This window comes from Tsukamurella soli, from assembly GCF_039541155.1.
GTDB lineage: Bacteria > Actinomycetota > Actinomycetes > Mycobacteriales > Mycobacteriaceae > Tsukamurella > Tsukamurella soli.
Map to the genome: position 1 here is coordinate 18,244 of NZ_BAABFR010000061.1, position 12,988 is coordinate 31,231.

Annotated in this window: 13 protein-coding genes; 8 read left to right on the forward strand and 5 right to left on the reverse strand. The window is 69.2% G+C overall.

Annotated elements, in window-relative coordinates; translation table 11 throughout:
• Positions 1–5 precede the first annotated feature (5 nt).
• The 3 genes from ABD908_RS17435 to ABD908_RS17445 are packed head-to-tail and all read right to left on the reverse strand — an operon-like array spanning position 6 to position 1,396.
• Positions 6–563: a dihydrofolate reductase family protein gene (locus tag ABD908_RS17435; RefSeq protein ID WP_344998238.1), complete on the reverse strand. Its 558-nt coding sequence runs from the start codon at positions 561–563 to the stop codon at positions 6–8.
• On the reverse strand, positions 560–1,054 hold the full coding sequence (locus ABD908_RS17440; RefSeq protein WP_344998240.1) for an SRPBCC family protein: 495 nt from the start codon (positions 1,052–1,054) through the stop codon (positions 560–562). Before ABD908_RS17440 ends, ABD908_RS17435 begins: the two co-directional genes overlap by 4 nt.
• A 24-nt stretch (positions 1,055–1,078) precedes the next feature.
• Positions 1,079–1,396 (reverse strand): ArsR/SmtB family transcription factor, encoded by a 318-nt coding sequence (locus tag ABD908_RS17445; protein ID WP_344998242.1) that lies wholly within the window; start codon positions 1,394–1,396, stop codon positions 1,079–1,081.
• 222 nt (positions 1,397–1,618) lie between these two features.
• Between ABD908_RS17445 and ABD908_RS17450 the strand changes: the two genes are divergently transcribed.
• Genes ABD908_RS17450 through ABD908_RS17465 form a run of 4 tightly spaced genes read left to right on the forward strand, consistent with a single transcriptional unit; the run spans position 1,619 to position 5,521 of the window.
• Positions 1,619–2,515, forward strand: a complete 897-nt coding sequence (locus tag ABD908_RS17450; protein ID WP_344998244.1) for a metal-dependent hydrolase — start codon at positions 1,619–1,621, stop codon at positions 2,513–2,515.
• On the forward strand, positions 2,515–3,738 hold the full coding sequence (locus ABD908_RS17455; RefSeq protein ID WP_344998246.1) for a PDR/VanB family oxidoreductase: 1,224 nt from the start codon (positions 2,515–2,517) through the stop codon (positions 3,736–3,738). Before ABD908_RS17450 ends, ABD908_RS17455 begins: the two co-directional genes overlap by 1 nt.
• A 17-nt stretch (positions 3,739–3,755) precedes the next feature.
• Positions 3,756–4,640, forward strand: a complete 885-nt coding sequence (locus ABD908_RS17460; RefSeq protein ID WP_344998248.1) for an alpha/beta fold hydrolase — start codon at positions 3,756–3,758, stop codon at positions 4,638–4,640.
• Positions 4,640–5,521 carry an alpha/beta fold hydrolase gene (locus ABD908_RS17465; protein ID WP_344998250.1) on the forward strand — a complete coding sequence of 294 codons (882 nt, stop codon included), beginning with the start codon at positions 4,640–4,642 and terminating at the stop codon, positions 5,519–5,521. Before ABD908_RS17460 ends, ABD908_RS17465 begins: the two co-directional genes overlap by 1 nt.
• A 72-nt stretch (positions 5,522–5,593) precedes the next feature.
• Here the strand turns inward: ABD908_RS17465 and ABD908_RS17470 are convergent, their stop codons facing one another.
• A complete protein-coding gene (locus ABD908_RS17470) occupies positions 5,594–6,430 on the reverse strand; it encodes a phytoene/squalene synthase family protein (protein ID WP_344998252.1) in 837 nt (278 codons plus the stop codon).
• Between the two features lie 51 nt (positions 6,431–6,481).
• On the opposite strand from ABD908_RS17470, the gene ABD908_RS17475 reads away from it, so the two are divergent.
• The 3 genes from ABD908_RS17475 (at position 6,482) to ABD908_RS17485 (ending at position 9,671) form a co-directional block, all read left to right on the forward strand.
• Complete coding sequence (locus ABD908_RS17475; RefSeq protein ID WP_344998254.1) at positions 6,482–7,363, forward strand: exodeoxyribonuclease III; 882 nt, start codon at positions 6,482–6,484, stop codon at positions 7,361–7,363.
• A gap of 10 nt (positions 7,364–7,373) precedes the next feature.
• On the forward strand, positions 7,374–7,901 hold the full coding sequence (locus tag ABD908_RS17480) for a hypothetical protein (protein ID WP_344998256.1): 528 nt from the start codon (positions 7,374–7,376) through the stop codon (positions 7,899–7,901).
• Between the two features lie 237 nt (positions 7,902–8,138).
• Positions 8,139–9,671, forward strand: a complete 1,533-nt coding sequence (locus ABD908_RS17485) for an MFS transporter (protein WP_344998258.1) — start codon at positions 8,139–8,141, stop codon at positions 9,669–9,671.
• 241 nt (positions 9,672–9,912) lie between these two features.
• Here the strand turns inward: ABD908_RS17485 and ABD908_RS17490 are convergent, their stop codons facing one another.
• Positions 9,913–10,443: a SanA/YdcF family protein gene (locus ABD908_RS17490; protein WP_344998260.1), complete on the reverse strand. Its 531-nt coding sequence runs from the start codon at positions 10,441–10,443 to the stop codon at positions 9,913–9,915.
• Between the two features lie 165 nt (positions 10,444–10,608).
• Here ABD908_RS17490 and ABD908_RS17495 point away from each other — a divergent pair.
• Positions 10,609–12,988: (Fe-S)-binding protein (locus tag ABD908_RS17495; protein WP_344998262.1), on the forward strand; the 2,380-nt coding region annotated here is incomplete at its 3' end.

A 12,988-nucleotide genomic window follows, 5' to 3' on the forward strand; every position in this document is an offset into this window, starting at 1 on the left:
GGGGGTCACGCCGGAGGAGCGGGCCTGCCCGTAGGCCGATATTCGACGAAGACGATCCGGCCGTCCAGGAGTCGCTGCTCCACCACCTCGAGATCCGCACTGCGTACCGAGTCGAACGGCGCCTCCCTGCCGCGGTCGCCCACGAGGCAGGGGAACACGAGCAGCCGCAGCCGGTCCACCACCCCGGCATCCAGCAACTGCCGTGCGATCGAAAGGCTCCCCATCGTGCGCAATCGAGACCCGCGCCATGCGCGCACGTATTCGACCGGGCCGTGCGCGGTAACGGTCGCGGCCGGCCACGCGGCCTCGCTGAGCGTCCGAGAGAACACCGTGGTCGGAGTCTGCGCCATCCGCCGGTAGCCCTCGTCGCGGAACTCGAGCGGCAGGGCTTCGAACGCCTCGTAGGTGCGCCGACCGAGCAGAACCCGCTGCTCGGACGCCGCGGCATCCGCGATCCAGCGCCGTAGATCCGGCCCGCCGTAGCCGAAGTACCCGGGCGAGTCGACCCCCTTCGCCCAGCCGTCCACCGACAGGAAGAGGTCGACGATGACAGGCCCGGTCATGGTCGGCCGTCCGCAAGGAGCCCGTCGATCTGGCCGGCCGCCTGGCGCATGCCCTCCTCCATGCCCAGGTCCAGGTGCTTGGTCATCTGCTCGATGTTCTGGAACCGGGTGACCACGGTCATCCGCGTGCCGGGACCGACCGGCGCGAGCTCGACCGACATGGTCACGTGGTCGGCGGGGTCCACCGGCTCGCCGTCGTCTCCCGCGAAACCGTCGCGCAGCGTGAGCGAGGTGGGCGCGTCGAGTTCGGTGATCTCCCACCACCCGCGGGCGCAGTCACCGTCGGGTCCCGTCATGTAGTAGCGCGAGGCGCCGCCGACGGTGAAGTCGTGGCGCTCGAACGTCGCGGGCCACGCCGGCGGCCCCCACCACCGCTCGAGCCTCCGGGCGTCGGCCCACAGCCGCCACACGCGGTCGACGGTGGCGGGGAACTCGCCGACCAGGGTCATGGTCAGCGCGGCGGGATCCTTGCTGGTGGACACGACGGGCATGGGGCGCTCCTTCGTTCGAGCCGACTATTCGCCGAGCAGGTCGTCCATGCGGTCGACCCGCCCGCGCCAGAGGGCCTCGTACCTGTCCAACAGCGCTGCCGCCTGGCGGACGGTGGCGATGTCGCCCCGCACCATCCGCTCGCGTCCGCGCGTCGACTTCGTGACGAGACCCGCCCTCTGCAACACAGCGACATGTTTCTGCACCGCGGCGAAGCTCATGGTGTACCGGCCCGCCAGCTCCGAGACCGACAGCTCGTCGTCGAGCACCCGGACCACGATGTCCCGCCTCGTCCGGTCTGCGAGGGCATGGAAGATCCGATCCGTCGCGTCGTCGGTGGGCATTCGTACAACCATTTGGTTGCACATTAGCATTATTGCGCCGATGCGACAACGCCTGCTTCCGCGGAACACCGCACACGAGTCGACGCCGAGCGCGACGATGGCCGGGTAGACGGTTCACTGATAGAAGATCGACTGGCATCTCTCACCGGCTGCTAGGGTCGGCAGTAACGTCGCCGGTCGCCGATGTCGACGGTCCGGACAGTAGGAACGGAGTGGTCCCTCATGTCGTCTCGCGCCCATGCAACCGCACAGCACGAGCCAGCCGGCGTGGAGATCCACGCCCGAAACGTGAAGTTCGACTGGTCGAACACTCCGCTCGAGTGGATACCCGGCCAGCCTGTCGCGTCCGACATCATCAGCATCCTGCATCTGATCCTGCCCGAGGGTGAGCGCTGGTTCTGCGAGGTCTACAACGAGGCCCTCCCCTTCGTGAAGGACGAGGACCTCGCCCGCACCATGCGCGGCTTCATCGGCCAGGAGGCCATGCACGCCGAGTCCCACGACAAGGCCGTCGGCGAGTTCCTCGAGGCACGCGGCCTCGACACCGCACCCATCCTGCGGCAGTTCGAGTACATCTTCCGGAAGATGCTGGCGCCGCGGTCACAGCACTCCGACAAGGCCAAGTACAACGACATGGTGCAGCGGCTGTGGCTGATCGCGGCCGTCGAGCACTACACCGCGATCCTCGGCGTCTTCGCGCTCAACAACGCCTGGGACGAGTACGGCGTCGATCCCACGATGGCCGACATCTGCCGCTGGCACGGCGCCGAGGAGGTCGAGCACCGCAGCGTGGCGCACGACGTCGCCACCTACTTCGACCCCAGTTACCTGCACCGCTGCCGCGCGATGATCATCGGCGTCGTCTTCCTGGTATTGGCGCTGCACCGGTGCGCCGGGTTCATGGTCCGCTCGGACTCCACGTACGACTACTCATATCCCCGGCTGTGGTGGGAATTCCTCAAGGGCAGTCACCGCAACATCCTGCCCAAGTTGCGCATGGTGGTGAAGTTCACACTGATCTACTTCAAGCCCTCCTTCGACCCCGCGTCGATCGGCTCGACGGCGCAGGCCGTGGCCTACCTCGCCACCTCCCCCGCGGCCCGGGCGGCCGAGGCGTGATGGGCGCACCCGGCACGCCGGACAGGCACGGCATCCCGGCCGAGCACGGCACGTCGGACGAACGCAACGACCTCACGTCGGCGCAGCCGCGCGGCCACGACGGTGCGCACTCGCTGTTCCGCCCGCCCGGCGAGCCGGTGCGCGAGATTCCGCCCCACCTGTACGGCCGGTGGCGACACGACCCGCTACTGCGCTTCTCGAACGCGTTCTTCAGTGTGGTCCTGCCGACGTTCAACCACCTCATGCGGCCGCGCCGGCTGGCCGAGCCCGATCGCACCCGCGAGCTGCGGGTGGTCGAGCGTGAGATCGTCGCACACGACAAGGACGTGGTCGCCCTGCGCCTCGTCGCCGCCGACGACAAGCCCCTGCTGCGCTGGACCCCCGGCGCCCACCTCGACCTCATGCTCCCGTCGGGGCGGATGCGCGAGTACTCGCTGTGCGGCGATCCCGCAGACCAGGACTCGTACCGCATCGCGGTACGCCGCATCCCACAGGGCGGCGGCGGGTCGATCGAAGTCCACGAGACCCTGCACGTGGGTTCGACGGTGACCATCAAGGGCCCGCGCAACGGCATGCCGCTCGCGGTGCCCGGCTACGGCTCCCCCGCCAAACGCATCCGCTTCGTGGCCGGCGGCATCGGCATCACCCCGATCCTGCCGATGATGATCGCCGCCGAGCGCCTCGGCATCGACTGGTCCATGATCTACACCGGCCGGTCCGTGGACACCATTCCGTTCATCTCCGAGGTGGAGAGGTTCGGCGACAAGGTGGAGGTCCGCACCGACGACATGCACGGCATTCCGACGGCTGCGGACCTGATCGGCGACACCCCGGAGCCGACCGCCCTGTACACGTGCGGCCCGATCCCGATGCTGGAGACACTGCGCCTGGGCCTGATCGGGCGCACCGACGTCGAGTTGCACTACGAACGGTTCTCGGCCCCGCCGGTCACCGACGGCAAGCCGTTCACCGTGACTCTCGGCAAGTCCGGCGAGATCGTCCCCGTCGCCGCCGACGAGACGATGCTCGCCGCGCTACTCAAGGCCAAGCCGGACGCGCCGTACAGCTGTAAACAGGGCTTCTGCGGCACCTGCCGCGTGCAGGTCACTGAGGGCGTCGTCGACCACCGCGACAACACCCTCACCGCCTTCGAGCGTGACCACGGCCAGATGCTCACCTGCATCTCGCGCGCGGCGGGCGACCACCTGACCATCGATCTATAACCGAACAGATTGCGACTATGAGCCTTCCCGAGCAGACCCGCTTCGACGTGACCACCTCCGACGGCCTCACCCTGGCGGGCTTCCGCTACGGCGTGGCGGACCCCGGCCTGCCGACCATCGTCGCCGTGCACGGCTACCCCGACAACCACCACGTGTGGGACGGAGTAGCGGAGCAGATCGCGGGCCGCGCCAACCTGGTCACGTTCGATGTGCGCGGCGCCGGGGAGTCCGACGCCCCCGCCGGCCGGTCGGGCTACCGATTCGAGCAGGTCATCAGCGACATCTCGCGCGTGATCGATGCGACCGGCGCCGACCGCGTCCACCTGTTGGGCCACGACTGGGGTTCGATCCAGGCGTGGCATGCGGTGTGCGACCCGACGGTGGCGGTGAAGGTCGCGTCGTACACGTCGATCTCCGGCCCCAACCTCAACCATGCGGGGCGGTTCTTCCGCTCGGCCCGCACGCCCGGCGACGTAGCGAAGGCCGCGCGGCAGGCCGCCGGCTCGACCTACATCCCCGTCTTCCTCATCCCCGGCGTCGCCGAGACGATGTACCGACGCGGGTGGGGGCAGAAGCTGATCGAGACGCTCGAGCGCCGCGGCACGAAGGGAGTGCCGGACGGCGTGTACACACGCAGCGACCGCGACTTCGTGAACGGCCTCAATCTGTACCGCGCCAACATGCCGCGCCCGTTCGTGCTGCCGGAGCACGCCACGACGACGGTGCCCGTGCAGGTGCTGACCCCCGCCGGTGACCTGTTCGTCACCCCGGCCCTGCAACTCGCCGGGCTGAGCGCCTCGCCCGACTCTCGGCACGTCACCACCGACGGCGGGCACTGGGTGGTCACCCAGGACCCCGCGGCCGTGGCCGGCCCCCTGCTCGACTGGGTGGGGCAGCACTGATGGCGACCGCCGCCGTCGCCCCCGAGGCGGGCCCGGGCGTCGAGTTCCTCGCTGCGGCCGGTCGACGCGTCCGGGTGCGCACCGCGGGCGACCCCGCCGCGCCGCCCGTGGTGCTGCTGCACGGCATCACCCGCAGCCTCGAGGACTGGGATCCCCAGTTCGACCGCCTTGCCGGACGCTATCGGCTGATCGCGCCCGACCTCGCGGGGTACGGCTGGTCCGCCCCGAGTCCCGACGGTGCCGGCCTCGCCGCGCTGGCCGACGGTGTCGCCCAGGCCCTGGACGCGGTCGGCGAGCACCGGCCCGCGCATGTGGTGGGCAACTCGCTCGGCGGGGCGGTGACGATGGCGTTCACCGCCGCATACCCGCGGCGCGTCGCGACGATGACGCTCGTCGACCCCGCGGGATTCGGTCGCGAGGTCACGCCGCTGCTACGGGTGCTCGGGATCCCCGTCGTGGGGCGGCAGGTCGCGACGCACACGAACCGGCTGTCGGCCATCGTCCAGGAGCGGCTGATCTTCGCCGACGCCGCCTTCGCAACCCGGTCCCGGGTCGATCACGCACTGGACATCGCCCGGACCACCGACGCCGGACTCACGGCCTGGCGCACTGCCCACGAACTGGGCTCACCGCTGCGCGGCATCCTGTCCGAGTGGCGCGCAGAACTCCTGGCCGCCGTGGCGGCGCAGCCTCGTCCCACCCTCGGGATGTGGGGCAGCCGCGACCGCGTGCTGCCACCGAAGCACCTCGCCGAACTCCGGCGGAGGCTCCCCCACTCCGAGACCCACCTGATCGACGGCGTCGGGCACATGCCTCAGCTCGAGTGCCCGGACGAGTTCGCCGCGCTGTTGACGGACTTCATCGACCGACACGCCGGGTAGGGCTCCCAGGAGTCGACACCTATACGGCGCAGAGGCCCGATTCGCCCGGGGCGCGCCGCTGGACGGTAGATCTCAGGGGGCAGTGCGCACGCGACGGGCGATGACGGCCAGCTTCCGCGCCGCGGGCACGCGGATCCGCGCACTGCGAACAGCGTCGAGCCCGCCGGCGGCGATGCGGCCGAGCAGCTCCGCGTACACGTCGGCGGCGGCGTACACACCGCGCCGGACGTCGCGCGGCAGGCCGAGGATCGACGCGGTCCCCATCGCCAGGTCGGAGGCGGCGTCGTCGACGTAGCCGGCGAACTCGAGCGGGGTCAGCGAGCGGGTGCCGGCCCCGGGCAGATAGCTGCGGCCGAGCCGGTGCCCGTCGTCCGCCAAGTCACGCAGGAAGTTGATCTTCTGGAACGCCGAACCGAGCGCGCGGGCCCCCGGCTCGAGCGCGGCGTAGTCGCCGGGTGCCACGCCGTGCAGGTAGACCCGCAGGCACATCAGCCCCACGACCTCGGCGGAGCCGTGGATATACCGAGCCAGCGTCTCGACGGTGTGCTGGGCCGGGAGCAGGTCCGAGCGCATCGCCGCGAAGAAGGGCCTGGTCAGCTCGGCCCCGAACCCGGTCCGGCGCGCGGTGTCGACGAAGGCGTGCACCACGAGGTTCGTGGAGAACCCCGACGCGAGCGCGGCCTCGACCTCCCGCTCCAGGGCGTCCAGCTGCGCGCGGGGGGAGCTGCCGGCACCGTCGACCACCTCGTCCGCGACGCGCACGAGCCCGTATATAGAGGTCACGTCCCGCCGCACGCGCCGGGGCAGCAGCCTGGCCGCGAGCGAGAACGACGACGAATAGCGCCCGATCACCACCGCCGACGACGCGTGCGCCGCGGCCGTGTATCGGTCCCGTGCCGCCTCGTCCACGCGGCCGATCCTATGCAATACGCCTCCGAGAGCCCCGCTACGGTGGATGCCATGCGCGTAGCGACCTGGAACGTCAACTCGGTCAAGCAGCGCCACCCGCGCCTGCTGGAGTGGCTGGACCAGCGGCAGCCGGACGTCGTCTGCCTGCAGGAGCTCAAGATGACGGACGACGCGTTCGCCACCCTGGTCGGCCCCGACCTCACCGAACGCGGCTACGAGTTCACCAGCGCCGGGCAACCGCAGTGGAACGGCGTCGCGCTGCTGTCGCGGGTGGGCCTCGACGACGTGGTGCCCGGGATCCCCGCCGCGCCGGCCTTCGGTACCAGGGACGCGAGCCCGGAGGTCGAGGGCCGAGCGGTGTCGGCCGTGTGCGGCGGAATCCGCGTGCACTCGCTGTACACGCCGAACGGGCGAGAGGTCGACTCCGACCACTATCGGTACAAGCTGGCGTGGCTGGCCGCGCTCCGCGAACAGATCGCCGCCGACGACGTGCCACAGCTGGTGTGCGGCGACATGAACATCGCGCCCACGGACCACGACGTCTTCGACCCCGCCGCGTTCGCGGGACACACCCACGTGACCGCGCCGGAGCGGGACGCGCTGGCGGCGCTGCAGCAACTCGGCCTGCGTGACGTCGTCCGCGAGCGATGGCCGGACGACATCGTCTTCTCCTACTGGGACTACCGCGCGGGGATGTTCCAGAAGAACTACGGCATGCGCATCGACCTCATCCTGGCCAGCGGCGAGGTTGCCGACCGCCGCGCCGCGGCGTGGGTGGACCGGCAGGCCCGCAAGGGTAAGGGCCCGTCGGACCACGCGCCCGTCGTGCTCGATCTGGACACCGCGCCCGACGGTGACGTGGGCCCGATGGTGCCGCCCCCATCGGTGGGCAGGCCCACGACGCGCGGTGTGAAGCTGCCGCAGGCCCGGTAGGTTCCCCCAGATGCCGACCATCCCGCTGCACCGAGAGCCGCCCGAGGACTTCCCCCGCGAGCAGATCGCGGACGTCCTCAAGGAGCGGATCTACGTCGCCTTCACCGCACTCACAGTGCTCGTCGCGCTCAGCGCGCACGGCGAGGATGTAGGTGCGGGAGAGGCCGTCTGGACGCTGGTACTGACTGTGCTCGGCACCGTCGCCGCGGTGACGGTCGCGGAGCTGATCGCGCACATCGTGGCGCATGAGCAGCTGATGACGCGCGCAGAGTGGGGGCACTCGCTGCAGGTCGCGGGCGGGGCGATGACCGGCATCGTCCCATCGGTGCTGCTGCTGGGCGGCGCCGCGCTCGGCTGGTGGACTACGGCGACGGCCCTGCACGTAGGCACCGTGCTGCTGGTCGTGTGGCTGGTGGGGATCGGCTTCCTCGCGGCACGGCGCGTCTCGCTGACGTTCTGGCAACAGGTGATCGTGCTCGGCGCCGAGGCCGTCCTGGGCGTGGTCGTCGTGGGGCTGAAGCTGCTCGCGCACGGGTGAGAGGCGGGCGGCCCGGTTCCCGCCGGACACCGCGTCGCGCGCATGCGCGCTTCGACACCGTCCGGACGGAACCCCGTGAATCGACCGTCCGCGCTGTCATCCGCATCGCACGACCGGGTCCAAGCGAGCGCACACCCGACTCGGGACGGGCACCCATCGCCCGGCACGGTCGAGTTCTCCGCGTCTCGCCGTGTCACGATGTTGGCAATATTTATGGCACGCAAATCAGGGAACCGCGTGTTTTACCTGGAAGCATGCGGGAAATTTGGCAATGAAGCGGCACAAGCCGTGCGGCCATGCATCCCGACCCCTACAGTCTCCGATCAAGGCGAGCCACCTGAACGAGGCTCGTCAGACGAGTGGACTGGTTCGCCAGCGTCGTCACCGAGAACAGCCCTGGAGGCGAAGATGGCAAGTCCTACACCCCACAAGAGAACGCCAGCGAAGGCGGCTATCGCCGCCTGGATAGGCACAACCCTCGAGTACTATGACTTCGCGGTATACGGCACCTCATCCGCGCTGGTGCTGAACGTTCTGTTCTTCTCGAAACAGATGCCCGAAGGCCTCAGTGTACTGCTCACCATGATCACCCTCGCCGTGGGCTACGCGGTCCGCCCCATCGGCGCACTCATCTTGGGCCCGGTCGCCGACAAGTACGGTCGCAAGTTCGTGATGATGCTCACACTGTTCGGCATCGGCGGCTGTACCTTCGTGATCGGCTGCCTGCCGACATACTCCCAGGTGGGCGTTCTCGCTCCGATCCTGCTCGTCGTCGTCCGCATCGTGCAGGGTCTGTGCGTCTCCGGCGAGCAAGGAAGCGCGATCACGATGAGCCTCGAGCACGCTCCCGAGCGCAGGCGCGGGTTCACGACGAGCTTCACGACCCTGGGCGCCTCGTCCGGCACGCTGCTCTCGATGGTGGTCTTCATCCCGATCGCCAGCCTGCCCGAAAAGGATCTGCTCGGCTGGGCCTGGCGAGTTCCGTTCTGGGCGTCCGCCGTGGTTGTGGCCGTCGCGTATGTGATCCGCCGCAATATGGAGGAGCCGCCCGCGTTCATCTACGTTCAGGCTATCAGGATGAAGATCACCCCGTTCAGACAGGCCCTGCAATTCCACTGGAGGGCCGTCCTGCGGGTCGCGTTCTGCGCGCTCATCGCGGGCACGAGCTACATGATGCAGACCTTCTCAGTGGCCTTCGCCACCGGCGGATACAAGCTGGACAAGCCGACCATGTTGTTGGTGACAACGGTTTCGGCTGTGATCGCCCTCGGGATCACCCCCCTGTCCGGATTCCTGGTGGACAAGATCGGCCGCAAGTCGATGTTCCTCATCGGAACCGTCGGCGTGGGAATCACAATGGTTCCCTACCTGTGGTCGATCACGACCGGGAACTGGACACTGATCTTCCTCCTGGGCATAGTCAACTACAGCCTGTTCTACTCGATGGTCAACGCCTCCTGGCCGGCGTTCTTCGCCGAGATGTTCCCGACGCGGGTGCGCGCCACCGGCCTCACCGTGGGCACCCAGATCGGATTCGCCATCTCCGGGGCCCTCGGTCCCGTACTCTCGACCGCGCTCGCGGGCCCCGACCTCAAGGGCTGGATCGGACCGTCCATCCTCGGACTCGCGTTCATGGTGATTGCGGGAGGCGCCGCACTGACCACCAAGGACACCCGCGCGTACACGATGGACGAGCTCGACGACATTCAGCAGACCGATCACGAGAAGGATGTCATCACCGCCTCGATCCTGCTACCGACAGTCGCATAGGAGCGACACGGTAAGACCCCGGACCTCGCGGTCCGGGGTCTTACCGTCGCATATATCGCCTCGCACGGCCGGCTCGGCGACTTCGTCGCCGTACGCGAGGACTACGCCGACGCCGTCGCCTCGGCAGCGCGGCGGATGAGCCTCGAGCTCGTCCTCGGCGCAGCACGGGAAAACTCGCCGACGCGGCGCGGGCTGGGGGCCGGGATCGCCGACCGCGCCTACGAGGACGACGGCGCGGCGGCTAGCGGTTGCGCACCATATCGAACGCCGCCTTCGGCCGGGACAGCACATACTCGCGCGCGAGATTGCGCACCCACGCGCGCCGGGTGCACGCGCATCCGGCCCGCACCCCGTCGGCGTCGAGACCGAGGTGTCGCGCGAGCGCCGCCGCCCGGCGGGCGTGGAAGAACTGGGAGACCACCAGCACACGACTCAGACCGAAGTCGTCACGGGCGTGCCGACAGGAGAGATAGGTGTCCAGTGCCGCACCGTCGGCGAGCAGCGCGGTCGCCGGCACCCCGCGAGCCCGCAGCCAGCCGGTCATCACGGCGATCTCATCACCCGAGGTTCCGCCGGCGTTCCCCGAGATCAGCAGCAGTTCGATGGTGCCGCGAGAGTACAGCTCCAACGCGGCATCGAGCCGGCCCTCCACGAACGAGCCCGGACGGCCGCCGCGGACCGAGGCGCCGAAGACGATCGCGACCGGCGCCGCCGGCGCGGTCTCGGGATCGTAGAGGGGACCCGCACCGAAGAGTCCGGTTGCAATACCCACCACATCCACGCTACTTAGGCAATCCTGGGCAACACCCGCCACCTCCACCCCCTTTAACGTGACACCACATATGTCTGTTCGCAGGCAAACGTTACTCGCGAGTAACATAGCCGACGACACCGACCCGCCGACGCGGGCCGGTACCGCAGCAGAAAGGTGCACGACGTGGAGCACGCAGTGCAGCACGACTGGAACGCCGTGACCATCACGCTAGGCGCGATCGGCGCGATCGCGTTCGTGGCCGCGTGGGCCGTCTACCTGTCCGGCGCCTGGCGGATGATCCGGATCATCGCGCAGGGGCAGCCCGCCCCCGACCGCTGGTCCCCCTTCATCCCCCGCGCCGCCGAGGTCGTGGTCGAGTTCCTCGCCCACACCAAGATGATCAAGAACCGCACGGTCGGCGCCGCCCACTGGTTCGTCATGATCGGCTTCCTGGCCGGCATGATCCTGTGGTTCGAGGCCCTGCCGCAGACGTTCGACCCCGCGTTCCACTGGTGGGGCTTCGGCAACTGGCCGATCTACCACCTGCTCGACGAACTGCTGGGAATCGGCACCGTCCTGGGCATCGCCGTCTTGATCGCCGTGCGCCAGATCCGCGGCCCCCGCCGCCCCGAGCTGCTGTCGCGGTTCGCGGGCTCCAAGTTCGGCCCGGCGTACGCGATCGAGACGATCGTCCTAGTCGAGGGCCTGGGCATGATGTTCGTCAAGGCCTCGAAGATCGCCACTTTCCACGAGTCCGGACCCGTCACCGACTTCTGGACGCGCGAGCTGGCGCACATCCTGCCCGCGAACTCAACCCTGGTCTCCGTGTTCGCGTTCATCAAGCTGATGTCCGGCGTGATGTTCCTCATCCTGGTCGGCAGCAACCTCACCTGGGGCGTCGCGTGGCACCGCTTCTCGGCGTTCTTCAACATCTACTTCAAGCGCGAGCTGGGCTCGCGGCGCGCCCTGGGTGCCGCGAAGCCGATGATCTCGGCCGGCAAGGTGCTCGAGATGGAGACGGCCGACCCCGACGTCGATGCGTTCGGCGCCGGCAAGATCGAGGACTTCTCCTGGAAGGGCTGGCTGGACTTCACCACCTGCACCGAGTGCGGCCGCTGCCAGAGCCAGTGCCCGGCGTGGAACACGGGTAAGCCCCTGAGTCCGAAACTGCTGATCATGGGCCTGCGCGACCACGGCTACGCGAAGGCCCCGTACCTGCTGGCCGGCGGCCGCAAGGACATGGGCGGCGACGAGGTGGGCCTGGTCGACAAGGACGGCAACGTCCGCGAGGCCGAGCTGGAGAAGATCCCCGCCGCGGCCCGCGCCGAGGCCGAGCGACCGCTGGTCGGCGGCCCCGGCGAGGACGGTGCTCTCGGGGGTGTGATCGATCCCGAGGTGCTGTGGTCCTGCACCACCTGCGGCGCGTGTGTCGAGCAGTGCCCCGTGGACATCGAGCACGTCGACCACATCATCGACATGCGCCGCTACCAGGTGCTCATCGAGTCCGACTTCCCGCATGAGCTGGCCGGCCTGTTCAAGAACCTCGAGAACAAGGGCAACCCCTGGGGCCAGAACTCCAGCCAGCGCACCGCGTGGATCGATGAGATGGACATCACGATCCCGGTGTTCGGCCAGGACACCGACTCGTTCGACGGGTACGAGTACCTCTTCTGGGTCGGCTGCGCCGGCGCCTTCGAGGACCGCGCCAAGAAGACCACGAAGGCCGTCGCGGAGCTCCTGGACGTCGCCGCGGTGAACTTCCTGGTGCTCGGCCAGGGCGAGACCTGTACCGGCGACTCCGCACGCCGCGCCGGTAACGAGTTCCTGTTCCAGATGCTGGCGCAGCAGAACATCGAGCAGCTCGACGAGGTATTCGCGGGTGTGCCCGCGAATCAGCGCAAGATCGTCGTCACCTGTGCACACTGCTTCAACGCGCTCGGCAACGAGTACCCGCAGGTGGGCGGCGACTACGAGGTCGTGCACCACACCCAGCTGCTGAACAAGCTGGTGCGGGACAAGCGCCTGGTGCCCGTCGCGCCCCCCTCGGAGGACGTCACCTACCACGACCCCTGCTACCTGGGCCGCCACAACCAGGTCTACGAGGCCCCGCGCGAGCTGATCGGCGCGTCCGGCGCGAAGCTCAAGGAGATGCCGCGGCATCTCGAGCGGTCCATGTGCTGCGGCGCCGGCGGCGCGCGGATGTGGATGGAGGAGCAACTCGGCAAGCGCATCAACTCCGACCGTGTCGACGAGGCCCTGGACACGCTGAGCGGTGCGGGATCGACGCAGAAGATCGCCACCGGCTGCCCGTTCTGCCGCGTGATGCTGTCCGACGGCGTGACCGCCAAGGCCGAGAACCTCGAGACCGTCCCCGAGGTGGTCGACGTCGCACAGATGCTGCTCGAGTCCGTGCGGCGCGGCCTGCCGGAGGGCGTCGTCGTCGGGAACCCGAACCGCAAGGTCGACGCCGGCAAGGCCCTGTCCGAGTCCGACGGTGCCGGTGCCCCGGCGGCAGCGCCCACCGCGGCCGCGCCGGTCAAGGCTGCGACCGCAGCCCCGGCCG